This window comes from Streptomyces coacervatus (assembly GCF_029223485.1).
GTDB lineage: Bacteria > Actinomycetota > Actinomycetes > Streptomycetales > Streptomycetaceae > Streptomyces > Streptomyces coacervatus.
In genome coordinates this window covers 172,582-195,193 of the sequence record NZ_JARHTP010000011.1, presented here as the reverse complement: position 1 = coordinate 195,193, position 22,612 = coordinate 172,582, and the positions used below count along the sequence as shown (strand labels likewise).

Annotated in this window: 19 protein-coding genes and 1 riboswitch; of the genes, 8 read left to right on the top strand and 11 right to left on the bottom strand. The window is 70.5% G+C overall.

Going from position 1 to position 22,612, the window contains the following annotated elements; translation table 11 throughout:
* Positions 1-44 precede the first annotated feature (44 nt).
* Positions 45-1,076, bottom strand: coding sequence for an LAETG motif-containing sortase-dependent surface protein (locus P2Q00_RS27065; RefSeq protein ID WP_275775429.1), 1,032 nt, complete (start codon positions 1,074-1,076; stop codon positions 45-47).
* A gap of 704 nt (positions 1,077-1,780) precedes the next feature.
* Positions 1,781-2,062, bottom strand: a complete 282-nt coding sequence (locus P2Q00_RS27060) for a chorismate mutase (RefSeq protein WP_275775428.1) — start codon at positions 2,060-2,062, stop codon at positions 1,781-1,783.
* 310 nt (positions 2,063-2,372) lie between these two features.
* Here P2Q00_RS27060 and guaA point away from each other — a divergent pair, with 310 nt between their 5' ends.
* Entirely contained in the window at positions 2,373-3,941 is a 1,569-nt protein-coding gene (gene guaA, locus P2Q00_RS27055; protein WP_275775427.1) for a glutamine-hydrolyzing GMP synthase, read from the top strand.
* 18 nt (positions 3,942-3,959) lie between these two features.
* On the opposite strand, the gene P2Q00_RS27050 is transcribed toward guaA, so the two are convergent.
* A complete protein-coding gene (locus P2Q00_RS27050; RefSeq protein WP_275775424.1) occupies positions 3,960-4,457 on the bottom strand; it encodes a pyridoxamine 5'-phosphate oxidase family protein in 498 nt (165 codons plus the stop codon).
* A 147-nt stretch (positions 4,458-4,604) separates the two neighbouring features.
* On the opposite strand from P2Q00_RS27050, the gene P2Q00_RS27045 reads away from it, so the two are divergent.
* Positions 4,605-5,414: a class II aldolase/adducin family protein gene (locus P2Q00_RS27045; protein WP_275775421.1), complete on the top strand. Its 810-nt coding sequence runs from the start codon at positions 4,605-4,607 to the stop codon at positions 5,412-5,414.
* A 5-nt stretch (positions 5,415-5,419) separates the two neighbouring features.
* Here P2Q00_RS27045 and P2Q00_RS27040 read toward each other — a convergent pair whose 3' ends face one another.
* Complete coding sequence (locus P2Q00_RS27040; protein ID WP_275775419.1) at positions 5,420-6,304, bottom strand: DUF4429 domain-containing protein; 885 nt, start codon at positions 6,302-6,304, stop codon at positions 5,420-5,422.
* A gap of 186 nt (positions 6,305-6,490) precedes the next feature.
* Here P2Q00_RS27040 and P2Q00_RS27035 point away from each other — a divergent pair, with 186 nt between their 5' ends.
* Together P2Q00_RS27035 and P2Q00_RS27030 are read left to right on the top strand one after the other, a co-directional pair.
* Positions 6,491-7,780: a hypothetical protein gene (locus P2Q00_RS27035; RefSeq protein ID WP_275775417.1), complete on the top strand. Its 1,290-nt coding sequence runs from the start codon at positions 6,491-6,493 to the stop codon at positions 7,778-7,780.
* A 143-nt stretch (positions 7,781-7,923) separates the two neighbouring features.
* Positions 7,924-8,454 (top strand): DoxX family protein, encoded by a 531-nt coding sequence (locus tag P2Q00_RS27030; protein WP_275775415.1) that lies wholly within the window; start codon positions 7,924-7,926, stop codon positions 8,452-8,454.
* A 118-nt stretch (positions 8,455-8,572) separates the two neighbouring features.
* Here P2Q00_RS27030 and P2Q00_RS27025 read toward each other — a convergent pair whose 3' ends face one another.
* Entirely contained in the window at positions 8,573-8,821 is a 249-nt protein-coding gene (locus P2Q00_RS27025) for a hypothetical protein (protein ID WP_275775414.1), read from the bottom strand.
* On the bottom strand, positions 8,808-10,229 hold the full coding sequence (locus tag P2Q00_RS27020) for a PspC domain-containing protein (RefSeq protein ID WP_275775412.1): 1,422 nt from the start codon (positions 10,227-10,229) through the stop codon (positions 8,808-8,810). Before P2Q00_RS27020 ends, P2Q00_RS27025 begins: the two co-directional genes overlap by 14 nt.
* A gap of 221 nt (positions 10,230-10,450) precedes the next feature.
* Here P2Q00_RS27020 and P2Q00_RS27015 point away from each other — a divergent pair, with 221 nt between their 5' ends.
* Positions 10,451-11,740, top strand: coding sequence for an ATP-binding protein (locus P2Q00_RS27015; protein WP_275775410.1), 1,290 nt, complete (start codon positions 10,451-10,453; stop codon positions 11,738-11,740).
* Positions 11,740-12,465: a LuxR C-terminal-related transcriptional regulator gene (locus P2Q00_RS27010; protein ID WP_275775409.1), complete on the top strand. Its 726-nt coding sequence runs from the start codon at positions 11,740-11,742 to the stop codon at positions 12,463-12,465. The genes P2Q00_RS27015 and P2Q00_RS27010 overlap by 1 nt, the downstream gene beginning before the upstream one ends.
* 17 nt (positions 12,466-12,482) lie before the next feature.
* On the opposite strand, the gene P2Q00_RS27005 is transcribed toward P2Q00_RS27010, so the two are convergent.
* Positions 12,483-13,544 (bottom strand): C40 family peptidase, encoded by a 1,062-nt coding sequence (locus tag P2Q00_RS27005; protein ID WP_275775408.1) that lies wholly within the window; start codon positions 13,542-13,544, stop codon positions 12,483-12,485.
* A gap of 441 nt (positions 13,545-13,985) precedes the next feature.
* On the opposite strand from P2Q00_RS27005, the gene P2Q00_RS27000 reads away from it, so the two are divergent.
* A complete protein-coding gene (locus tag P2Q00_RS27000) occupies positions 13,986-14,339 on the top strand; it encodes a hypothetical protein (protein WP_275775407.1) in 354 nt (117 codons plus the stop codon).
* Here the strand turns inward: P2Q00_RS27000 and P2Q00_RS26995 are convergent.
* On the bottom strand, positions 14,317-15,291 hold the full coding sequence (locus tag P2Q00_RS26995; protein WP_275775406.1) for a tellurite resistance/C4-dicarboxylate transporter family protein: 975 nt from the start codon (positions 15,289-15,291) through the stop codon (positions 14,317-14,319). The genes P2Q00_RS27000 and P2Q00_RS26995 overlap by 23 nt on opposite strands.
* 226 nt (positions 15,292-15,517) lie before the next feature.
* Positions 15,518-16,681: a C40 family peptidase gene (locus P2Q00_RS26990; RefSeq protein ID WP_275775405.1), complete on the bottom strand. Its 1,164-nt coding sequence runs from the start codon at positions 16,679-16,681 to the stop codon at positions 15,518-15,520.
* A gap of 8 nt (positions 16,682-16,689) precedes the next feature.
* Positions 16,690-16,847: riboswitch (cyclic di-AMP (ydaO/yuaA leader) on the bottom strand.
* Positions 16,848-17,223: 376 nt separating this feature from the next.
* Between P2Q00_RS26990 and pcrA the strand changes: the two genes are divergently transcribed.
* The gene (pcrA, locus tag P2Q00_RS26985) at positions 17,224-19,710 is read left to right on the top strand and encodes a DNA helicase PcrA (protein ID WP_275775404.1); all 2,487 of its coding nucleotides are present in this window, start codon (positions 17,224-17,226) and stop codon (positions 19,708-19,710) included.
* A gap of 88 nt (positions 19,711-19,798) precedes the next feature.
* On the opposite strand, the gene P2Q00_RS26980 is transcribed toward pcrA, so the two are convergent.
* Together P2Q00_RS26980 and P2Q00_RS26975 are read right to left on the bottom strand one after the other, a co-directional pair.
* On the bottom strand, positions 19,799-21,226 hold the full coding sequence (locus tag P2Q00_RS26980) for a M23 family metallopeptidase (RefSeq protein ID WP_275775689.1): 1,428 nt from the start codon (positions 21,224-21,226) through the stop codon (positions 19,799-19,801).
* A gap of 281 nt (positions 21,227-21,507) precedes the next feature.
* Positions 21,508-22,374, bottom strand: coding sequence for a lipase family alpha/beta hydrolase (locus tag P2Q00_RS26975; protein ID WP_275775402.1), 867 nt, complete (start codon positions 22,372-22,374; stop codon positions 21,508-21,510).
* Between the last annotated feature and the right edge of the window lie 238 nt (positions 22,375-22,612).

Below are 22,612 nucleotides of genomic sequence, written 5' to 3'. Positions count from 1 at the left end.
CCCCTCCGAGTGCGGGTCCTTCCTCTTGCAGTGAGCTGTTGTGGTTACGCGCTCGCGCCGGCCCGACGGCGACGCACCGCGAACACCGCACCGGCACCGGCGACGACGGCGACACCGCCGACCAGACCGATCACCGGCAGGGCGGAGCTGGAGCCGGTCTCGGCGAGGTTGCCGGTCGGCAGGGCGGAGATCTCGCCCTGCGGCTTCTTCACCGAGTCCTTGGGGCCCTTGTCGCTCGGGGTGGCGGAGCCCGGGTCGGTGTTGGCGGAGCCGGCCTTCAGCACCTCGAAGTCGTACTGTGCCCAGCCCTCGGCGATGCAGTCCTGTCCGTCGACATTGTCGAGGTAGGCACCGGAACCGAAGGAGTAGGCGTCACCGGCCGGGGCCTTGGCGTCGATGCTCACGCGCAGGTCGACGGTCTGGCTCTTGCCGGCCTTGAGCTTGTCGACGTAGAAAAAGTAGTCACCCGCCCACTCGTCGGTACCGATGCGGTCCCAGGAGCCGGTCTCGGGGTTCTTGAACTCCAGGTCGACGTACGGGCTCAGGAACTTCGCCTCGTCGAGCTCGTAGTTCTCCACCTCGGCGTAGAAGGCGACACCGTCGACGGTGGTCTTCGACTCGTTGGTGACGGTGAGCTTGAAGGAGTGGAAGCCGTCACCCGCGACGATCTTGCCCGGCAGACCCTTGATGTCCGCGGCCACCTTCGCGTTGCCGAAGTTCTGGTCGAGGTCCTCGCAGTAGGGCACGTCCGGCTCGGTCGGGTCATCGCTCGGCTCGGCCGACGTGGAGGGCGTGGGCTCGCCCGAATCGCTCGCGGTGGCGCTCGCGGTCGGCGTCGTGCCGGTCGCCGGGTCGCTCGGCGCGGCCGTGTCGGTCGGCAGGCCGGTGTCCGTCGGCGTTGCGGAGGCCGTGTCGCTCGGCACCTCGGACGGCGCGTCGGAGGGTGCCTCGGACACGGTCTCGGTGGCGCCCGCGGTCGGCGTCTCGTCCGCGAAGGCGGCGGGCGCGGACAGCAGCGCGAGGGGAGCGATGACCGCGGTCGCAGCCGCCACGCCCATGGCACGACGAAGCTTCATGAAAACCTCAAGGGAGTCCAGTCCAGTGGGAGGGCTCCGCGTGTGGGGCGCGGGTGTGGCCCTTGGTTCACCTGTTGGATCCGTGAAGCCTGTGAATGGTTGTGCCGGCATTCACAGAATTTTTATGTGGTCTGGGTCACGATCGCCGGGGGCGTGCGAAGGGCCCCGCGGGCTTGAGCCGCGGGGCCCTTCTCCGTCAGCACCGACGTCAGGGCAGCGCCGGTGCCTGGGAGCGGCGCCGGGGGGTTGCGCCGCTTGCCCTGTGTGTCCTCTGTCTTGTGTGCCCTGGGTCGCCGCCCCGGCGCGTATGGGGCGCACGGATGGTCTCGACCTCTGAAGGTACGGAAGTGCAAGCAATGCAGTTGTCTGCGGCGGGACTTGGGGCTTTCTACGCATCGTGCTGGAAGAACGGGGTGTACGCAACCGTTTGACCCAGGGTTGTGCATTTTTGCATTTTCCGCCGGTCGGCCCCGGGCGTCCCCGGAGCCGACCGTTCTCTTGGGTGACCGGGCTGCTGTCCCCTGCCGTCCGGTCACAACCCTGAAGTGAGGTCCCACGACGTCCGGCACGACCCGTACGTCTCATCACTCCAGCAAGCCCACGCGTGGTTCTTTCGGGCCCGCCCCTGGCTGGCACGGACAACACCACCAACGAAGGGGTTCGGGCGGCGGTCACGCGCCGTACGGGTTAAAGGGACTCCGAACTCAGATGCGACCGCGGCACAGTTCGAGCAGCGTCATCGCGAGGGACGTGCCGGGCTTCCCGAGGGCCTCGCTGTAGTGGCCGAGGACCTCCATCTCGCGGGACAGGTTCACGCGGCGTCCGCCGGAGGCGATGCGCGCCTCCTGGATGACGGCGGAGACGGCCATCCGTTCCTGGATCAGGCCGATGATCCGGTCGTCGAGCGCGTCGATGCGCTCACGCGCGCCGGTGATCACATCGGCGGCCTCGGGGGTACGGGCGCCGGTCACGTCGATGGCGGTCATGGGGGCTCCTCTTGGTTTCGGTGAAGGCTGCCCCGAAGCGACAGGATCCGGAAAACACCAGGCGCCCCGGACCTTGTCGGCCCGGGGCGCCTGGGAAGTCGCTTGTCAGTAGCTCAAGCAGCACGACCATGGCAGCCGGCGGGCCGGTTGCCATAGGTAAACAGGAAGGTCGGATGCGTGAGCATGCGGTCAGTATGCCGTGCGTGGCCGGGGCCTCCAACCCGGTTCGCATCCTGAGACGGGAAGTGGCCAAGCCGCACCCCGTTAGAATCGGTACCACCGACCCCGCCCGACCACCAGAAGGCACCCCGTGTCACAAGCCTCCGCCCCCGACACCGTCCTGGTCGTCGACTTCGGCGCGCAGTACGCCCAGCTCATCGCCCGTCGCGTCCGCGAGGCCCGGGTCTACAGCGAGATCGTGCCGAGCACCATGCCGGTCGCCGAGATGCTCGCCAAGAACCCGGCGGCGATCATCCTCTCCGGCGGCCCCTCGTCGGTCTATGCGGAGGGCGCCCCGCGTCTCGACCGCGAGATCTTCGAGTCCGGTGTCCCCGTCTTCGGCATGTGCTACGGCTTCCAGCTGATGGCCACGACCCTCGGCGGCACCGTCGACAACACCGGCGCCCGTGAGTACGGCCGTACGCCACTGCACGTGTCCAAGGCCGGCTCCACCCTCTTCGAGGGCACCCCGGACGAGCAGTCGGTATGGATGTCGCACGGCGACGCCTGCTCCGCCGCCCCCGAGGGCTTCTCGGTCACGGCCTCCACGGACGTCGTCCCGGTCGCCGCCTTCGAGAACGACGAGCAGAAGCTGTACGGCGTCCAGTACCACCCGGAGGTCATGCACTCCACGCACGGACAGCAGGTGCTGGAGCACTTCCTGTACCGCGGTGCCGGGCTCACGCCTTCCTGGACCACCGGGAACGTCATCGACGAGCAGGTCGCCGCCATCCGCGAGCAGGTCGGCGACAAGCGCGCCATCTGCGGGCTGTCCGGCGGCGTCGACTCCGCCGTGGCCGCGGCCCTCGTCCAGAAGGCCATCGGCTCCCAGCTGACCTGTGTGTACGTCGACCACGGTCTGATGCGCAAGGGCGAGACCGAGCAGGTCGAGAAGGACTTCGTGGCCGCGACCGGCGTGCAGCTGAAGGTCGTGGACGCGGAGGAGCGCTTCCTCACCGCGCTCAAGGGCGTCTCCGACCCCGAGGAGAAGCGGAAGATCATCGGCCGCGAGTTCATCCGGGTCTTCGAGCAGGCGCAGGCGGAGATCATCGCGGACGCGGGCCCGGCGGTGGAGTTCCTCGTCCAGGGGACCCTCTACCCGGACGTGGTCGAGTCCGGTGGCGGTACCGGCACGGCCAACATCAAGTCCCACCACAACGTCGGCGGGCTTCCGGAAGACCTCGAGTTCAAGCTCATCGAGCCGCTGCGCAAGCTCTTCAAGGACGAGGTCCGGATGGTCGGCCAGGAGCTCGGGCTCCCGGACGAGATCGTCCAGCGCCAGCCGTTCCCGGGCCCCGGCCTCGGCATCCGTATCGTCGGCGAGGTCACCAAGGAGCGGCTCGACCTGCTCCGCGAGGCCGACGCCATCGCCCGCGAGGAGCTGACCGCGGCCGGCCTCGACCGTGACATCTGGCAGTGCCCGGTGGTCCTGCTCGCGGACGTCCGCAGCGTCGGCGTCCAGGGCGACGGCCGGACGTACGGCCACCCGATCGTGCTGCGCCCGGTGTCCAGTGAGGACGCCATGACGGCCGACTGGTCGCGCCTGCCGTACGACGTCCTCGCGAAGATCTCGACCCGGATCACCAACGAGGTGGCGGACGTCAACCGAGTCGTCCTCGACGTGACGTCGAAGCCGCCGGGCACCATCGAGTGGGAGTAGGCCCCACGGCTGTGAAGGTCATGTCCGCTTGAGCGTGCGCACCGGCGCTCCGGGCTTCCAGACCTCGACGACCAGGTACTTGTCGTCCTCGACGTAGGTCCGTACGACCTCCGTCAACTCGGTGCGGAAGAGGTGGAACGGCTCCGGCGGTTCCACCTCTTTGCTGTACGCCGCCTTCGCCTCCCCGTCCTCGACGCCGATCGCCCGCCCGCCGATCCGCACGTCACCGCCGCCCATCCCGGTGCCCGGACCCGGGTTCGCCTGGAGTGCGAAGCGCGGGTCGCGGTTCAGGTCGAGGGCCTTGAGCGAGCCCGGCATCATGCCGAGCCACAGCTCGCCGTGGAGGAAACGGACCTCCAGGCCCGTGGTGCGCGGGGAGCCGTCCTTGCGGAGCGTGGCGAGAACGTGGTGCGTGAAGGCGCCGAAGCGTTCTTCCACGGTCCTGGCCAGGTCGGGTTCGGCGCTGATGAACGCCGCCCAGTTCGCTGCCGTATGCGCTGCCGTATTCGCTGTCATACGGCGAGTGTGGCGCCGATATCCGACATCTTCTGTCGGGTATCGCTGTCGGATATCCCGCGCGTCATCTTTACAGAACATCTCTGTTCTCCTGGGCTGACCGACGGTAACTTCCGCCCCGTAAAGCAACCCAGTGCTGGAGGACACATGCACGGGACCCCCGGGGCCGGGCCCACTCCGCCCCCCGCCCTTCCGAGCGACCGGCTGCGGTTCGCGATGCCGCCCATGCACGACTCGGTCGACGACGAGCGCCGGCATCGCAAGGAGCGGCTCGCGGGCGCGCTGCGGCTCTTCGGGCGGCTCGGCTTCGAGGACGGTGTCTCGGGGCACATCACGGCCCGCGACCCCGAGTACAGCGACTGCTTCTGGGTCAATCCGTTCGGGATGCCCTTCAAGCACGTCACCGTGAGCGACCTGGTGCTCGCCAACTCGGAGGGCCAGGTGATCGAGGGGCGCTACCACGTCAACCAGGCCGCCTTCACCGTCCACGCCCAGGTCCACGCGGCCCGCCCCGACGTGGTGGCCGTGGCCCACTGCCACTCGGTGCACGGCCGCGCCCTGTCCGCGCTCGGCGACCTCATCGACCCGATCACCCAGGAGAGCTGCGCCTTCTACGAGGACGCCGCCCTCTACGACGCCTACACCGGCGTCGCGGTCGACGCCGAGGAGGGCCGCCGTATCGCCTCCGCGCTCGGCTCCCGCAAGGCGCTCGTACTGCGCAACCACGGGCTGCTGACGGTCGGCGATTCGGTGGACGCGGCCGCCTGGTGGTTCGTGTCCATGGAACGCTCCGCCCAGGTGCAGCTGACCGCCAAGGCCGCCGGACGCCCCCTCCTCATCGATCACCGAATGGCGGTGGCGACCCGCGAGCAGCTCGGCGGCGACCTGGTGGCATGGATCAACTACCAGCCGCTGTGGCAGGACATCAGCCGCAGCGAGCCGGATCTGCTGAGCTGACGGTTTCAGAATCCTCGCAGTACGGCCGCTTTCGTCATCGCGAACTCCTCGTCCGTGAGCACCCCGTCCCGGTGCAGCTCGCCCAACTCCCGCAGCCTGCGCAGGAGTACGTCGTGGTGGTCGGCCGCGGGCGGTACGGCTGCCGTCGGCTGCCGTCTCTCCGTGTACTCGCCGCCGTTGCGGGTGGACGGGTGCGGCAGACGGGCCGTGACCGCGGTGGCGACGAGCGCGGTGAGCAGATCGCGCCGGGCGCTGCCCCACAGGTCCAGGGCGTACGGGTCCTTCTCCGGCGGCAGTTTGGAGAACACCGTCTCGCGGGTCACGAAGCGCAGGAAGCCGTCCTCGTAACCGGAGTTGGGCAGCCACTCGACCTGTACGAGATCGCCGACGGCGATGATCCGCGGCCCGGTCGCCCGCTTGACCCGGTCGGAGGTGTCGGCCCAGTCGATGCGCACCTGGGTGCCGTCGAAGGAGACGGTGCCGTCGGAGGAGCGGACGGACACCGGGACGGGCGGCCCGGGCAGCAGATACGCCTTGGTCGGCTCCTTGGGGATCTGGTCAAGGAGCAGGGCCCGGCGGATCTCCTCGGCGACGTACTCGGCGACCCCGGCCCGGTCCACGTCCACCACCAGCCGGTACGGGTCCGCAGGATCCGGCAGCCGCCCGCCGGTCGCCTGGAGCAGCGGGTCGGCGCCCTCGCGCAGCCGTATCCGCAGCCGTCCGCGCTTGCGTTCGGGCTCGAAGACCACGCCCGCGATGGCTTCGAGGGGCACCGCGACCTCGCCGTACGTCTGCCGGAACAGCGGCACGGAGCGGTGGAGACCCGGCGTGATCCTGACCGTGGTGCCGTCGAAGGCCCAGGTCCCGTCGCGCTGGATGATCTCGGCCATACGGAAATTCTCGCAGCCGGGTCAACACGGCGGCCCCGCTTCACCCCGCGCTGACCAGACCTGCCGGACGGGGGTGGGACGGTGTAGGGCACAATTCGCTGTCATCACACGGGGAATTTCAGGCGGCGGCCGACTGCTGGACGGGGCCGCCGGCCGTCGGGGTTGTGGGGAAGGCGGGCGTCGGGCGTGGCGGTGCAGGAGGCGAGAGGCGGCGCGGACGCGGGCGCCGGCAAAGGTGCGCACGGCGGTGGCTGTACCTGCGGGGACTGCCCGCACGGGGCGCGCGAGGGACACCGGCGCGCGGTCGCCGAATTCCTGCTGATGCGGGACGGTTTCGCGGCCGGACAGGGGCTGCCCGCCGCGGTGGCCCACTCCGCCTCGGCCTCCCGCCAGTGGGTCTCGGAGGAGCTCACCCAGTCCGCGGAACTCGTCGCCGAACGCGGCCGCGCCGAGGGCGAAGCCTGGCTGGCCCGTCTGTGGCGGCGAACGGTGAGCGCGGTGTGGGCGCTGGTGGTGCTGTTGCTGCTGGTGCAGTCGCTCACGGCCATCGGCGCGGGCTGGACGACGGCACGCACGGCGGGACTGCTGGCGGCCGTCGTCGTGGGCGGTGCGCTGACCGCCGCGTCCTGGTTCCACCGTGCCCGGGGCGGCGTACTGGCTCCGATGATCGGCGAGGACAACCGCCTGTCCACCTCCCGCACGGTGGCGGCGGCCTGGGTGCTGTTCGTCGCCTACGCCGTGCTGGTCCTGGCCGGCCGCCTCGCCGCGGCCTCCGACCACGCGGAGCGCGACGCGCTGATCTCCGGCCTCGGACTCGCCCGCGGCGCCGGCGTCGTCACCGTGCTTGCTGTGGTGTGCGGCATCGCGGTGCTGGTGCGGCGCGTGGTCGGGCTGCGGGTCCTCGGCCAGCGGCTGCAGAAGGTACGGGCGGACCGGCCCAGGGCGGCCGACCTGCTGACCGACGACTCGGGCCGGGGCACCTTCGCCGACATCCAGTACGTCGTGATCAGCACCGTCGCCCTTCTGTTCGCTGCGGTACGGCTGGCCCGCCGCCCGGACCAACTGCCGGACCTCCCCTGGGGTCTCGCGGTGGTGGTGCTGGTGTCGGCGGCGACCTATGTGGCCGGCAAGTACGCGGAGGGCGGCCGCCCGGTGATCCTGTCCGTGGTGCGCGCCCGCGAGGCCGGCGACCTCGACGGCCCCATCCGCACGGGCGACGACATCGAGATCCGCGGCGCGGGCTTCGTCCCCCCGGGCGCGCACGGCGCCGACCGGCTGACGCGGATGGTGGTCCGCATCGGCACGGTGAACGTCCATGTGCCCCTCGTCCCGGTGACCGGCGGCTTCAGCAACCCGACGGACGCGGCACTGACCGTGCCCGTACCGGCGGATGTGGAACCGGGGAGGGTCGAGGTGCAAGTGGTCACGGCAGCGGGGGCAGAGACCAACAGGTACGCGATTGATGTGACGGACTGACGGGCACACCCCTCTCGACACAGGGCACGGGCGCGGCACCGGGCACGGCCGTTGAAATCGGCACGAACTCATTGAGCGCACCGTCCTTTGCGTACGTATCGTCTGGTGAGGGGTCCCGGCACTGCTGGCGAGAGGCGACAGCGATGACTCACGGCATGCGCACCGACACGCACACCCCCTATCTCGACGGCGACCGGAGCTGGCGCGATTCCGCCACCCGGTACGCCCTCCTTCCGCTCCGTGTCTTCCTCGGTGTCACGTTCATCTACGCCGGCGTGGACAAGCTCACCAACAGTGCGTTCATGAAGGACTCCGGGGCCGGCTCGATCGGCGAGATGATGCGCTCCGTCCGCGACTCCTCCGCCATCCCGGCCATGGTCGACCTGGCTCTGAAGAACCCCGTGGGCTTCGGGTACGCCATCGCCCTCGGCGAGTTGGCCGTCGGCATCGGCACTCTGATCGGCCTGTTCGGGCGCCTGGCGGCGCTCGGCGGCGCACTGATCTCCCTCAGCCTGTGGCTGACCGTGAGCTGGCAATCGGACCCGTACTACTACGGCAACGACCTCGCCTACCTGATGGCCTGGATCCCCCTCGTGCTCGCGGGCGCAGCCACGTTCTCCCTGGACGCCGCAATCCGCGCGCGGCGATGGCAGCGGGCGGGAGGTTACCGGTAGCTCCTGGTCGGCGGGGGCTACCGGTGGCGGGGCGGCCCGGCTAGATCTGAAGCCGCGTCAGCTCGGGGTCATGTGTCATGTCCCTCGGCGTGGAGCCGCGCCGCCCCGGGAGCCCGAGTCATGTCCCGGGTGCATCCAGCTGTGCCTCCCTCGCGCCCTTTCCGGCCACCGCCGCCCGGCGCCGTCGTACGACCCGGGCCAGCACTCCCACCACACCGGCGAGGCAGAGCCCGCCCGTGACGACCGGGATCACCGCGAACCACGGCGTCTCCCACAGACCGGCCGCGTCACCGGCGTAGATGGCGCCCGCGAGGGCGAGAAAGACACCGGCGACCAGCTTTCCCGGCTGGAACTCATGACGCAGCACGGCTCACCTCCGCCTGTCCGAGGCCGACCTTGAGATCGAGGTCGAGCGTGCCCGTGTTCTTGCCGCCCGAGACCGGCGACAGGGTCACCTCCTTGTGCTTGCCCGGCTCCACGTCCACATCTCCCGGTTTGTCGCCCGGCAACTGGATGTCGCCCACCCCCACGTCGATGCTCAGCTTCACGGTCGCGCCCTTCGGCACGATCACCTTCAGCCGGCCCAGGCCGACTTCGGCCCTCGTGCTCACCGTCTGCCCCTCGGCCGGGTGCAGCCGGCTCAGGTCCAGGGTGCCGACGCCGCTGCCGACCTCGTACTTCCCCTGTACATCCGCCGCCGCGGCCGGCTGCCAGGTCGTACGTATCCAATGTGTGCCGACGTCCTTGGGCAGGGCCGCCGAGCCGGCGAGCAGGGCCGCGGTGATGACGGCGAGGAAGACGGACCCCGCTCCCGTACGCCCCAGGAACGCGCTGATGGCGATGCCCAGGCCGAGGACCAGGAGCGCGCAGGACAGGCCGGTCTGCAGGCTGGTGCCGAGCGTGTGGTCGTGCCAGGTCAGCCCCGTGCCGAGGCCGCCCGCGAGCAGGGCGAGCAGGAAGACCCAGCCGCCGATCCAGCGCGGGCTGCGCGGCCTGGGCGCCGGGGAGCGGGGTGTGCGTATGTCCGCGCGGTCGGTCCAGGACCTGCCGAGGCTGATGTTGACCGCGGCCGCGACGTCCCGGGCGCGGGAGTCCCCCGGGCCCCACAGATAGCCGGTCCCGCCGATATGCGTGCCGTCCTTGACGATGGGGTCGCGCCACCAGGAGGGGTAGGTGACCATGACCGGCGGTGCCTGGGCCTCCGGCGGGGCGTCGGCGACGGCCTGCGCGGCCAGCGGGTCGGGGTCGGGGGCGCCGCGCTGCCGCGACCAGTACCCGGCACCCGCGAGGAGCAGGGAGAGGACCACGGCGAAGGCCAGCACCCCGCCGTTCTTCAGCAAGGACAGGAACACCCCGCAGCCGACCAGCGCGAACATCACCGCGGTCAGCGCCTGGCCGTCGACTCGGCCGGTCAGCAGCTTGCGGACCTCGTTCTCCTCCTCGTCCTCGTACGGGATGAGGAGCCAGGCGAAGCCGTAGAAGATCAGGCCGATGCCGCCGGTCGCGGAGAGCACCGCGAGGGTGACCCGGAAGATCACCGGATCCATGTCGCACTGCCGCCCGAGCCCGGCACACACCCCGGCGAGCACCTTGTACCGCCGGTCGCGGCGGAACCTGCGGGGAGCCTCGGCGGCCTCCGCCTCCGCACCGGGTCCCGCCCCGGCGGCGGGTGCGGCATCCGCGGCGGGCGCGGCATCCTGCGGCCCGGCGCCCGGAGCGGGGCGCGGGCCGGAGCCGGGTCCCGGACCCGTCGCGGCGCGCTCGTGATCTGTCATGTGTCCATGGTGACGGCCGAGCCGCTCCGGCGGGAGTCGGAACGACCCTGGCCGGACCCTGATATCGCCCCTGAGCCGGCGCCCGGGAAGCGTTCGACGGGCAGGTTCTCGAAGATTTCGACCGGCCAGGTTCTTGAAAGTCAGGGGAGCCCCGAAGATCAGGGGAGTCTCGGGGGTCGACCCTGATGCCCCCGTCCTCCGCCCGTGTGAGTATCGATGCCATGCCGGAAGCCGCTGCAGCGCCACTCGTCGAACCGCGGCCGCCGCGCAAGCTCTACCGCAGCAGCGACGGACGCTGGCTCGGTGGTGTGGCGCGGGGGCTCGCCGGGCATCTCGGGCTGCCGGTCATCTGGGTGCGGCTGGTGTTCGTCGGCCTGTTCATGGCGGACGGCCTCGGCGCGCTGCTGTATGCCGCGTTCTGGTTCTTCGTGCCGCTCGGCGTCGGCGGCGTCGGCGGCCAGAAACCCCCTTCTCTGGTCAGCACCGAGACCTCGCCCGACGGCCGCCGCAGACTGGTCGCCCGCAAGCCGGACAAGGGCCAGATCGTCGCCCTGCTCCTCATGGTCGTGGTGGCCATGGTCTTCGTGGGCAATGTGAACGTGGGCGGCGGAGCCAAGGCCTACCTCTGGCCCACGGTCCTCGTCGGTGCGGGCGTCGCCCTCGTCTGGCGCCAGGCGGACAACGCCCGCCGGGCCCGCTGGGTCGAGGTCGGCAGCCGCCGGCGCACGCTCACGCTGCTGCGCGCGGCAGGCGGTGTCCTCCTCGTCACCGCCGGTGTCTCCGGCATCTTCGTGCTCCAGGGCTCCGCCGCCCACCTCGGCTCGGTCCTGCAGGCGGCCCTCGCGGTCCTCGTCGGGATAACGCTCCTCGCGGGGCCGTACCTCGTCCGTATGACCCAGGACCTCTCCGAGGAGCGCCTGATGCGCATCCGTGCGCAGGAGCGCGCCGAGGTCGCCGCCCATGTCCACGACTCCGTGCTGCACACCCTGACCCTGATCCAGCGCAACGCGGAGAACGCGAACGAGGTGCGCCGCCTCGCCCGCGCCCAGGAGCGCGACCTGCGCACCTGGCTCTACAAACCGGAGGGCACCGGCAAGGACGAGGCCGACGAACCCACCACACTCGCCGACGCGGTGCGGCGCAACGCCGCGGAGGTGGAGGACAAGCACGGCGTCCCCATAGAGGTCGTCATCGTCGGCGACTGCCCGCTCGACGAAAGAGTCGGCGCCCAGATGCAGGCCGCGCGCGAGGCGATGGTGAACGCCGCCAAGTACGGTGGCGAGGGCGGCGCCGTACAGGTCTACGCCGAAGTCGAGGGAAAGACGGTCTTCGTGTCGGTCCGGGACCGCGGTCCCGGCTTCGACCTGGACTCGATACCCGCCGACCGCATGGGCGTCAGAGAATCGATCATCGGCCGCATGGAGCGACACGGCGGTACGGCGCGGCTACGTGCGGTACCGGACGGCGGCACGGAGGTCGAGTTGGAGATGGAGAGGGCGGAGAAGACGTGATGAGCGACCCGACCGAGGCGAACGCGGAGCCTGTGGAGCCGACGGCCGGTGGCGGCGCGGGCGAGCGGCATGTGCGCGTGGTCCTCGTCGACGACCACCGCATGTTCCGTACGGGCGTACAGGCCGAGATCGGCCAGACCGAGCAGACCGGCGTCGAAGTCGTCGGCGAGGCCGCGGACGTGGACCAGGCGGTCACGGTCATCACCGCGACCCGCCCCGAGGTGGTCCTCCTCGACGTCCACCTGCCGGGCGGCGGCGGGGTCGAAGTCCTGCGCCGCTGCGCCGCGTTGATGTCCGATGCCGAGCAGCCCGTCCGCTTCCTCGCGCTGTCCGTGTCGGACGCGGCGGAGGATGTGATCGGTGTGATCCGGGGCGGCGCGCGCGGCTATGTCACCAAGACGATCACCGGCACGGACCTCGTCAACTCCATCTTCCGCGTACAGGAGGGCGACGCCGTCTTCTCCCCGCGGCTGGCCGGCTTCGTCCTCGACGCCTTCGCCTCCACCGACGCCCCGCCGGTCGACGAGGACCTCGACCGCCTCACCCAGCGCGAGCGCGAGGTGCTGCGGCTGATCGCCCGGGGGTATGCGTACAAGGAGATCGCCAAGCAGCTGTTCATCTCGGTGAAGACGGTCGAGTCCCATGTCTCGGCGGTGCTGCGGAAGCTTCAGCTGTCGAACCGGCACGAGCTGACGCGGTGGGCGACGGCGCGGCGGCTGGTCTGAGAGCCCCTGCCCGAAGCTCACTCCACCCGCGTGGCCCCCGCGAACGGCATCTCGTCGATCGGCGCGATCTTCACGGGCTCCGACGGATTCGGGGCGTGGATCATCATGCCGTTGCCGACGTAGATGCCGACGTGGCTGATGCCGGAGTAGAAGAACACGAGGTCGCCCGGGGCCAGTTCGGAGCGGGAGACGCGCCGGCCGGCGTCGATCTGGGCGTAGGTCGTGCGGGGCAGGGAGATGCCCGCGGAGCGGTAGGCGGCCTGGACGAGGCCCGAGCAGTCGAAGGCCTCCGGGCCGGTCGCGCCCCACACATAGGGGCTGCCCAGCTTGGAGTACGCGTACGAGAGGGCCGCCGCGGCGCGGGAGCCGGGCGCCTCGGCGGTCGCGGATCCGAGGGGCGCGAGGCCGTCCCGGCCGCCCGTGGCGGACCGTGCGGCGCGGCCGGTGCCGTCCCCGAGCCGGGCGCGCTCCGCGGCCGACAGCCGGGACGCCAGCAGGCGTGCCGCATCCAGCTTTCCGGTGATCGTCTTCTTGTCCCGCTTCAGCTCCGCCTGCCGCGACCTGAGCCCGGCCAGCTCGATGCGTGCGGCCCCGCGCAGCTGCTCGATCTCCCGCAGCTGTTCCCGTACGCCCGCGACGGCCGCCGCCTGCCGGGTGTCCGCCCGGTCGACGAACTCGGCGCCCTCGAGATAGCGGTCGGGGTCGTCCGACAGTGCGAGTTGCAGCGCCGGGTCGAGGCCGCCGTCGCGGTACTGCGCCGCGGCCATCGAACCCAGCGCGTCCCGCGCCGAGTTGAGGCTGTCCGTCTTGCGCGCCGCCTCGTCCCGCAGCGTCGACAGACGTTGCTCGGCGGCGTCCGCCTGCTCCTTCGCCCCGTCGTACTTCTGGGTGGCGACCTCCGCCTCCTGGTACAGCTTGTCCACCTCCGCCTTGACCTGCGCCGGCGTCAGATCCGGCGCGGCGTGCCCGGTCCCGTCGAAGCCCGTCGCGGTCGCCGCGCCCGCCACGGCGATCGTGAAGGCGGTCCGGGCCGAACTGCCGCTGAGCGAGCGCCGACTGGGCTTGCGGTGCGCTGCCACCTGGACTGCACGTCCTTTCGTACGACCGCCCGTTCCGGGGCGACTTACGCGTCCGGCGGCGGCCCGCACAGGGGGAGCGGGCCGCCGCCGGACCTTCTCGGCGGTGGTGGCCGACTGCCGCCCCTGGCCCGGGCGGCGGTGGGGAGCCGGTCACCTGGTGGAGGACGCTAAACCTGACTGTGTCGGCTCGGTAACGCGATGTGCGGAAGTGCCCCCGGCGGATCGCCGAGTGACCGTATACGGCCGTGATCCAGGACTCGCGCCGTCGACTTCACGCAGCGCGCTGACCGATGTGGCGGTTCCGGGACATGCGTGGGGGACGGACTGCTATGGACCGCATATATGCAGGATCCATCTATCAGGATTCACCTATCAGGATCCGTCCATGAAGGACGGGGCGGTGTCCGGTGCCCCGGGCGCCCCTGTCTAAGCTCCCGCCTCATGGACGTACTCATCCATCTCTTCGTCGGCCTGCACATCATCGGCATCGCCGCGCTCCTCGGCGGCTTCCTCACCCAGATGAAGGCGATGGGCCGCGGCGACGCCCGCTTCGTCCCGGGGATGCTGCACGGCGCGCTGACGATGCTGGTCACCGGCGCGATCCTGGTCGGCCTCAACCAGGCCGACGACCATCACGTCAACAACATCAAGATCGGCGTGAAGCTGGCCCTGCTGATCGTGATCCTCGGCCTGGTCTATGTGAAGCGGGACGACGAGAAGATCGACAAGAGCCTGTTCGGGCTGGTGGGCCTGCTCACCACGGCGAACATCTTCATCGCGGTGCTGTGGACCTGATGCCGGCTCGGGCCGCGGCGACGGCCCCCGCGGCGACGGCCACCCACGCCGCCACCGCGATCCACAGCAGCACCCGCCCGGGCCCCTTGAGCCACGAGACATCCAGGGCGGCGGCGACGGACAGCACGGCCGCCGCCGTCATCCCCATCGGGAACACGGTCGCCCAGCGGCGCACGTCGTAGCGCGGTCGCGGCCGGACCGCCTCGGCGACGAGCAGTACGGCGTACCAGGCCAGGCCGAGCACGAGCAGTGCGACGGTGACCGTGCGCAGGACACCGCGGTCGTCGTCGTTCCACAGGTACAGGCGCGCGCTGTCCGCGGCGACGAGCTTCGATCCGGCCAGCGCCGAGATGGCGAGCGCGCCGCCCGCCACCCAGTGGTCCCCGCGTCCCTCCATCACCTGCCGCAGGTCGAAGAGGGGCAGCGCGCAGCCGTAGAGAACGAGCCCGAGCCAGAACAGCACGAGCGCCGCATGCGCGAGCCAAGCCGTCGCCTCGGCACCGGCGAGCGTGGCGCCGAGCACCGCGAGCCCCTGCGTGGCCACACAGCACAGGAAGACCGCGCCCGGCATATGACGCCGCCAGCGCCGCACGGCTGCGAACAGCAGCCCCGGCCACAGCACGGCCGCCAGTGCGAGCAGGGCCTCGGCGAGGGTCTGCCGTCCGAGGGCGGAGAACCGGGTTCCGAGCACGGCGGTCGCCGCGACGGCGGTGAGTGCCCCCGGCGTCCCCGCCTCCGCCCGCCACCTCTCCCGCTCCCGCATCAGCCGGACGCCGAAGTCCGCCGCCAGCCCCACCCAGGCGACACAGGCCAGGACCAGGAAGACCCGCGACAGCACTGCGTGCCCCGTCAGATGCAGCCCGACCGACAGAATGCTGGTCGCCATCACGGCGGCCCCGGCCGCCGGCGAACGCTGCGCCCACCAGGCGCGGAGGGAGGTCGGTCCGGACATGGGGCCGATGCTAAGGAGCGCGACGCGGGTTGAGGGTGGGGCACGCGCGCGGGTACGGCGAATGGCGAATTACGCGCGGGCGCAGGGGTCGGGGTGGGCGCGCGAGGCGGGAGCAGCACGCCGGTGACTCAGGAAGGCGCCCTCTGCAGAGGCCCTGCAAACCGGCCCGCACGCGCGCGTGCATCACAAACGGGCTGCACGCGCGCGTGCACTGCTCCCCAGGGCCTCAGGCCGGCCGGACCACGCTGTGGATGATCGACTCGCCGCCGTAGTAGACCGACTCCTCGCGGACGTATGCGCCGGGCTTCGGGGCGTGGATCATCATGCCGTTGCCGATGTAGATGCCGACGTGGCTGATGTCGTCGTAGAAGAAGATCAGGTCGCCGGGCTGGGCGTCGGTGAGGGAGACCGTGGTGCCGGAGTTCACCTGGTCGTAGGTGGTGCGCGGGAGGGAGACGCCCGCGGCCTTCCAGGCGGCCTGGGTGAGGCCGGAGCAGTCGTAGGAGCCGGGGCCGGTGGCGCCCCAGACGTACGGCTTGCCGATCTGCGCACGGGCGAAGGCGAGCGCCTTCTCGGCCTTGGCGGCGTACGAGGAGTCGCCGGCGGAGGTGGATCCCGAGTCCGAGGAGGAGCTGGAGCTCTGGTCCTGCTGGGCCGCGGCCTCCTCCTTGGCCTTCTCTGCCGCCGCCTGCTGCTTCGCCAGCTCCGCGGCCTTCTGGGCGGCCGCCTCCTCCTGCTTCTTCTGGATCGCCGCGAGCCGCGCCTTCTCCTCGGCGGTCAGCTTCGACAGCAGCTCACGCGCGTCGGAGAGCTTGGTCTGCACCGTGGACTTGGCGGTCTGCAGGCTGCTCTGCGTCTCGGTGAGCGTCTCGAGGCTCTTGGAGGCCTCCTGACGCTTCTTCATCGTCGCGGACTGCTCGGTGAAGTAGTCGTCGACCGCGCTCTTCTGACGGGACGTCAGCCGCCCCATCAGCTGCGTCTGGTCGAAGTAGTCCTGCGGGGAGTCGGCGAGCAGGAAGGTCGCAGTGTCGGGTGCGGCGGCGCCGGTCCGGTACTGGGCCGCGGCGAAGGAGCCGAGCTGCTCCCGCTCTTCGTTGAGCTTCTGAGTGCGCTTGGCGACGTCGTCGAGGAGGGTGTCGACGTTCTTGCGCTGCTTCGTGGTCTTCTCTTTGGCCGCGTTGTACTTCTCGGTGGCCGACTCCGCCTGGCGGTAGAGGTCGTCGACCTTCTTCTCGACTTCTTCGAGGCTGGGCTTGCCGTCGGCGGCGGGGGCGGCGTTCGCCGACTGGGACAGCAGGGCCACCGAGGTGAGGGCGGCCGTGGCGAGTGCGGGGGTGCGTATGCCTGCTACGCGCGTACCCGCGGGGCGCGACTTGCGGTGCGACGCCAAGGGAGGCGACTCCTTCCATACTCCGCCTACCGAGTTAGCTGTCGGGTTCGGGCGGGTGCTTCGGAAGGGTTGCCCTACGGTCCGTTCCCCGAAGGGGAGTCGGACCGATTCACCCCAAGGTCGGTGTGGGTCCCCGGCTCCGGATGCGCGGCGGCGCTTCGGACTCGGCGGAGGCCGTGCGGCCCGGCGACGTTCGCCGGTGGGGGTCGTACGGCCTGTTCGGAACGGTAGCCAACTCGTGTGGCCTCTGTGAAGGTTGATGTTCGATATGCCCGATACATTTTCGTGACCTTTGGTCAGAGTGTCGCGCGCGGCAGCCAATCCGGAGTGATCTGCACCGTCTTGTGCGCATTCTGGCCGGAGTGGCGATGTCTGCCCGCTTCCAGCCGCTAACTTCCAGTCGGCGACCAAGAGGGTTGGGTATCCGCGATCGATCACGGACCGTGATGGCGCGGTCCCGGAGGGCCTCCGGGTCACTGAATCCGGCGATGTTCCCGGGGCGGCGGCGGGCTGTCAGTGGGGCGCCCTAGACTCGGAGAGCGATGAGCAGCCTCTTTGACGACAGCTTCCTGGCGAACCTCCAGACCCCCCGCGGGCACGACGAGGAACCCCCGCCGCCGCCCGAGGACGATCACGGACCGGAGCCGGTTCCGGACGATCTGTTCGGCGGGAAGTTCGACGTGCCACCGGACCGGGATGCCTACTACCGCGACGGCGCCCCCCGCCCGGCGATCGACCCGGCCGCGCTCCTGGACGGGCTGAACGAGAACCAGCGCGCGGCCGTCGTCCACTCCGGCACCCCCCTGCTCATCGTGGCGGGCGCCGGCTCCGGCAAGACCCGCGTGCTCACCCACCGCATCGCCCACCTCCTCGGCGAGCGGCATGTGCACCCGGGCCAGGTCCTCGCGATCACCTTCACCAACAAGGCCGCGGGCGAGATGAAGGAGCGCGTCGAGCAGCTCGTCGGCCCGCGCGCGAACGCGATGTGGGTGATGACCTTCCACAGCGCGTGCGTGCGCATCCTGCGCCGGGAGTCGAAGAAGCTCGGCTTCACGTCCTCGTTCTCGATCTACGACGCCGCCGACAGCAAGCGCCTGATGGCCCTGGTCTGCCGCGACCTGGACCTCGACCCCAAGCGCTACCCGCCGAAGTCCTTCAGCGCCAAGATCTCGAACCTGAAGAACGAGCTGATCGACGAGGAGGACTTCGCCGCCCAGGCCGCCGACGGCTTCGAGAAGACCCTCGCCCAGGCCTACGCCATGTACCAGTCGCGGCTGCGCGAGGCGAACGCCCTCGACTTCGACGACCTGATCATGACGACGGTCAACCTGCTGCGCGCCTTCCCCGACGTCGCCGAACACTACCGCCGCCGCTTCCGGCACGTCCTGGTCGACGAGTACCAGGACACCAACCACGCGCAGTACGCGCTCGTGCGCGAGCTCGTCGGCACCGGGGCCCACGACGAGGACGTCCCGCCGAACGAGCACGACCTCCAGCCCGCGGAGCTCTGTGTCGTGGGCGACGCCGACCAGTCGATCTATGCCTTCCGGGGCGCGACGATCCGCAACATCCTCCAGTTCGAGGAGGACTACCCGGACGCCATGACGATCCTCCTGGAGCAGAACTACCGCTCCACGCAGACGATTCTGAGTGCGGCCAACGCGGTCATCGAGCGCAATGAGTCCCGCCGCCCAAAGAACCTGTGGACCAATGCGGGCGCGGGCGCTCGTATCACCGGGTACGTCGCCGACACGGAGCACGACGAGGCACAGTTCGTCGCCGACGAAATAGACCGTCTCACGGACTCCGGCGAGGCGAAGGCCGGAGACGTCGCCGTCTTCTACCGTACGAACGCCCAGTCCCGTGTCTTCGAAGAGATCTTCATCCGCGTCGGCCTGCCCTACAAGGTCGTCGGCGGCGTCCGCTTCTACGAGCGCAAAGAGGTCCGCGACGTCCTGGCCTACCTGCGGGTGCTGGCCAACCCCGAGGACTCGGTGCCCCTGCGCCGCATCCTGAACGTCCCCAAGCGCGGCATCGGCGACCGCGCGGAGGCGATGATCGACGCCCTCGCCCAGCGCGAGAAGATCAGCTTCCCGCAGGCGCTGCGCCGCGTCGACGAGGCGTACGGAATGGCCGCGCGCTCCACGAACGCCGTCAAGCGGTTCAACACACTGATGGAGGACCTCCGGACGATCGTCGAGTCCGGCGCCGGCCCGGCGACCGTCCTGGAGGCGATCCTCGAACGCACCGGCTATCTCGCCGAGTTGCAGGCCTCAACCGATCCGCAGGACGAGACCCGCATCGAGAACCTCCAGGAACTCGCCGCCGTGGCCCTGGAGTTCGAGCAGGAGACGGGCGAGGGCGAGGAGTCCGCCGGGCTCGCCGCCTTCCTGGAGCGGGTCGCGCTCGTCGCCGACTCCGACCAGATCCCGGACGAGGACGAGGACGGCTCCGGAGTCATCACCCTGATGACCCTGCACACCGCCAAGGGCCTGGAGTTCCCGGTCGTGTTCCTGACGGGCATGGAGGACGGCGTGTTCCCGCACATGCGCGCCCTCGGCCAGACCAAGGAGCTGGAGGAGGAGCGGCGCCTCGCGTACGTGGGCATCACGCGCGCGCGTGAACGGCTCTACCTCACGCGCTCGTCCCTGCGCAGCGCCTGGGGCCAGCCGTCGTACAACCCGCCCTCGCGCTTCCTGGAGGAGATCCCGCCGCAGCACGTCGACTGGAAGCGGACGGGCGCCACGGCCCCCGTCTCCTCCGGCCCGGCGTCGGGTGTGGCGGCCTCCCTGTCGTCCTCCCGCTCGCGCTCCTCGGCCTCGGGCGCGTCCGGCTTCGCCACGAGCCGGGCCTCCGACAAGCCGGTGGTCTCGCTGGCCGTCGGCGACCGGGTCACGCACGACCAGTTCGGACTCGGCACGGTCGTGGCAGTGAAGGGCACGGGCGGGAACGCCGAGGCGACGATCGACTTCGGCGAGGCCAAGCCGAAGCGGCTGCTGTTGCGCTACGCGCCGGTGGAGAAGTTGTAACTGGCGGTGATGTAACAGCCCGTCCGGCGTTTGAGGACGAGGCCGTTCAGGCCGAAGCGGGGGTCTGGGGGCGCAGCCCCCAGGGCTCCTACGTCGGGTCCAGCCCGTGGCTCCGCAGCCACGGCAGCGGGTCGATCGCCGAGCCGCCGCCCGGCCGTACCTCGAAGTGCAGGTGCGGGCCGGTCGAGTTGCCCGAGTTCCCGGAGTACGCGATCGGGTCGCCGGCCTTCACCGTCGCGCCGGAGGCCACGCGGTAGCTGGAGAGGTGGCAGTACCAGGTCTCCGTACCGTCCTTCGCGGTCACTATCATCATGTTCCCGTACGCGCTGTTCCACTCCGTGCGGACGGTGCCGTCGGTCGCGGACATCACCGTCGTGCCGTACGAGACCGGGAAGTCGATGCCGGTGTGCACGGACATCCAGTTGATGCCGGCCTGGCCGAAGTAGGCGCTGAGCCCCTTCTGGGTGACCGGAAGGACGTACTTCGGACGCAGCCGCTCCTTGCGGGCCGCCTCCGCCGCCGCCTTCTTCTTCTCGGCCTCCTGCTGGCTCTTGAGGTCGATGCGCTCCTGTGTACGGCTGGCCCGGTCGGCGAAGTCGTCGGCGCCGGCGGAGAGGCTCTGGATCTGGGTGTCCAGCTTGTTGTTGGCGGCGGATGGTTTCACCGCATGTGCGTCCGAGGCGGTCGTCGAGGTGTCCTTGTCGCCGCTGAAGGTGCCCACGGAGGCGGCGGCGATACCGGCCACACCCATCACACACGCCGAGGGCACGGCGATGGTCAGCAGCGCGGAGCGCTTGGCGGGGGCGCGGCGGCGGGAACGGGCCCCGCCGCGGGAGGCCGCGCGCGACGCCGGAGCCGGGGTGACCTCTTCCTGGTCGTCGAGGAGCGGCGCCACCGAGGACAGCTCGTTGGCGGCGTTCAACTGGCCGCCGTCCGGGACGGGTTCGTCGTACGAGCCCTGATCGGAATGCTGCTCGTAGTCGTCGGCGGGCGCGGCGCTGTCGCCGCCCTCCGGGCTCTCGGAGTTCCACTGCGTGGCGTCGTACGCCCCGGTGTCGAAGGCCTGGGTGCCCCATTCCCACTGCTGGGTCCGGTCGGCGGGAGCGCCTGAATGATCGGGCTGCAGCCAGGCGTTCGCATCCCACTGACCGGAGACGTCGTGCCCGGTGGCCTGCGGCGGGATGGCGGAGAGCGGCTGGTAGCCGGCGGTCCAGACGGTCGTGTCGTACGCGCCGGTGTCATAGGCGGCATGGTGCTGGGCCGCGTACACGTCGTAGTTCAGGGTCTGGTGACCGCCCGTGGCCCACTGACCGGAGTCGTACGAACCGGTGCTCTCGCCCGGGAGGCTGCCGAACAAGGGGTCCGCGGCGAAGGTCCCGGTGGTGTGGCCGCCGGTCGCGAAACCGTTGGAGTCGTAGCCGCCGTACGTGGTGAAGTCGCCGTACTGGGCTTCCTGCATGCCGTACGACGCATAGTGCGCCGAGGCGGCGTCGGAAGCCGGAGCCGGGGTGGTCATGGTCCCCGACGGGTGACGGTCGTTCACCAACTTCTCTTTCGCCTCGACAACAGGGGCTGCCAGAGCAGTGCGGTGACTGTACCCGGCGGTATGCGGGCTCGACAATCTTCAACAGGTTTCGTGCGCGCAGGAAACGGGCAATCGGCCGTGTTTCGGGGGAGGGCGGGCACGGCTTTGGCCCTGTGTTCGAGCGATGTTCGAGGCCGAATGGCTGTCGGAAGGCCGTCCGGGTGCTGTCCGAGCGCCGTCCGAGGACTGTGAGCTGCCTGTACGGGATGCGGTCAGGCCACTGTCAGGCCGCCGGCGTGGGCGGCGGCTTCGGCTCCTGTCGGCTCGGCGTCGAGGGCCTGGCGTATCCCGGTTGCGACGGCCGGGTGCACGGGCAGGGCGAGGTGTCCGATCCCGCTCACCCGTACGTTCTGCACCATCAGGTCGGGGTGGTCGATGCAGGCGGTCTCCAGCGGATCCATCAAGTGGTCGAGGTCGCTCCAGAAACTCACGAAGTGCGTACGGCAGCCGGGAGCGGGCCGGGTCAGCTCCTCCAGCAGCTCCGAGCCGGGGCGCATCTGGCGCACGATCGGGTGCGCGTTGGCCAGCGGCACCACACGGGTTCCCGAGTGCGGGGTGCCGAGCGTCACCAGTGTGCGGACGCGGAGGTCACCGCCGAGCCGCTGCACGTAGTACCGCGCTATCAGTCCGCCGAGGCTGTGCCCGACGATGTCGACCTGCGCGCTGCCCGTGCGCTCGCAGATCTCCTCTATGTGCCGGCCGAGCAGCTCGGCCGCGGTGCGGATGTCGCAGGTCAGCGGCGAGTAGTTGAGCGACTCGACCTGGGGCCTGCCGTGCTGGGCGAGGCTGCGGCGCAGCAGCACGAAGACCGAGCGGTTGTCTATGAAGCCGTGCAGGAGGACGACCGGGGGTTTGGTCTCGGTCGGCAGCTGTGCGGCGCCGTCCGGCGACGGCAGGGGGGCTGATGGTCCTCGGCGTTCCTGTGCGATGCCGGAGGGATAGAGGAGGAGGTGACCCGCGAGGATCGCGAGTTCCAGGGCGGTCGCCTTCAGCAGGGCCAGGGAGAGTCCCGCCAGTCTGCTCGGGAGCAGCCGCTGGCAGAGCGGCAGAAAGGGCAGCGCTGCCCTGGTGACCTTCATGGCCGACCTCCAGTCGGCACGCAGGAGGACGCCTCTGTCCCCCGTGTGCCCTCGTGGGAAGCCGCGAGGAAGGCGGTCGACGGCCCTTCATGCCATCGTCGACACGCCGCATCGCCACGGCGCGCGGCCTGCGGCGCGGTGGTGCGGCTACCTCTTTGCGGCTCCCGTTGCGCGTGTTCCCGCCGGAACAGTGCGCGGTGAACGTGTCCCATCGTGTGATTTCCCCCTCGGTCTTCAC

What these genes read in the sequence shown, in the direction of transcription:
- P2Q00_RS27065 (WP_275775429.1), bottom strand. Translation starts at nt 1,076, where the DNA reads ATGAAGCTTCGTCGTGCCATGGGCGTGGCGGCTGCGACCGCGGTCATC.
- P2Q00_RS27060 (WP_275775428.1), bottom strand. Translation starts at nt 2,062, where the DNA reads ATGACCGCCATCGACGTGACCGGCGCCCGTACCCCCGAGGCCGCCGAT.
- P2Q00_RS27050 (WP_275775424.1), bottom strand. Translation starts at nt 4,457, where the DNA reads ATGACAGCGAATACGGCAGCGCATACGGCAGCGAACTGGGCGGCGTTC.
- P2Q00_RS27045 (WP_275775421.1), top strand. Translation starts at nt 4,605, where the DNA reads ATGCACGGGACCCCCGGGGCCGGGCCCACTCCGCCCCCCGCCCTTCCG.
- P2Q00_RS27040 (WP_275775419.1), bottom strand. Translation starts at nt 6,304, where the DNA reads ATGGCCGAGATCATCCAGCGCGACGGGACCTGGGCCTTCGACGGCACC.
- P2Q00_RS27030 (WP_275775415.1), top strand. Translation starts at nt 7,924, where the DNA reads ATGACTCACGGCATGCGCACCGACACGCACACCCCCTATCTCGACGGC.
- P2Q00_RS27020 (WP_275775412.1), bottom strand. Translation starts at nt 10,229, where the DNA reads ATGACAGATCACGAGCGCGCCGCGACGGGTCCGGGACCCGGCTCCGGC.
- P2Q00_RS27015 (WP_275775410.1), top strand. Translation starts at nt 10,451, where the DNA reads ATGCCGGAAGCCGCTGCAGCGCCACTCGTCGAACCGCGGCCGCCGCGC.
- P2Q00_RS27010 (WP_275775409.1), top strand. Translation starts at nt 11,740, where the DNA reads ATGAGCGACCCGACCGAGGCGAACGCGGAGCCTGTGGAGCCGACGGCC.
- P2Q00_RS27000 (WP_275775407.1), top strand. Translation starts at nt 13,986, where the DNA reads ATGGACGTACTCATCCATCTCTTCGTCGGCCTGCACATCATCGGCATC.
- P2Q00_RS26995 (WP_275775406.1), bottom strand. Translation starts at nt 15,291, where the DNA reads ATGTCCGGACCGACCTCCCTCCGCGCCTGGTGGGCGCAGCGTTCGCCG.
- pcrA (WP_275775404.1), top strand. Translation starts at nt 17,224, where the DNA reads ATGAGCAGCCTCTTTGACGACAGCTTCCTGGCGAACCTCCAGACCCCC.
- P2Q00_RS26980 (WP_275775689.1), bottom strand. Translation starts at nt 21,226, where the DNA reads ATGACCACCCCGGCTCCGGCTTCCGACGCCGCCTCGGCGCACTATGCG.
- P2Q00_RS26975 (WP_275775402.1), bottom strand. Translation starts at nt 22,374, where the DNA reads ATGAAGGTCACCAGGGCAGCGCTGCCCTTTCTGCCGCTCTGCCAGCGG.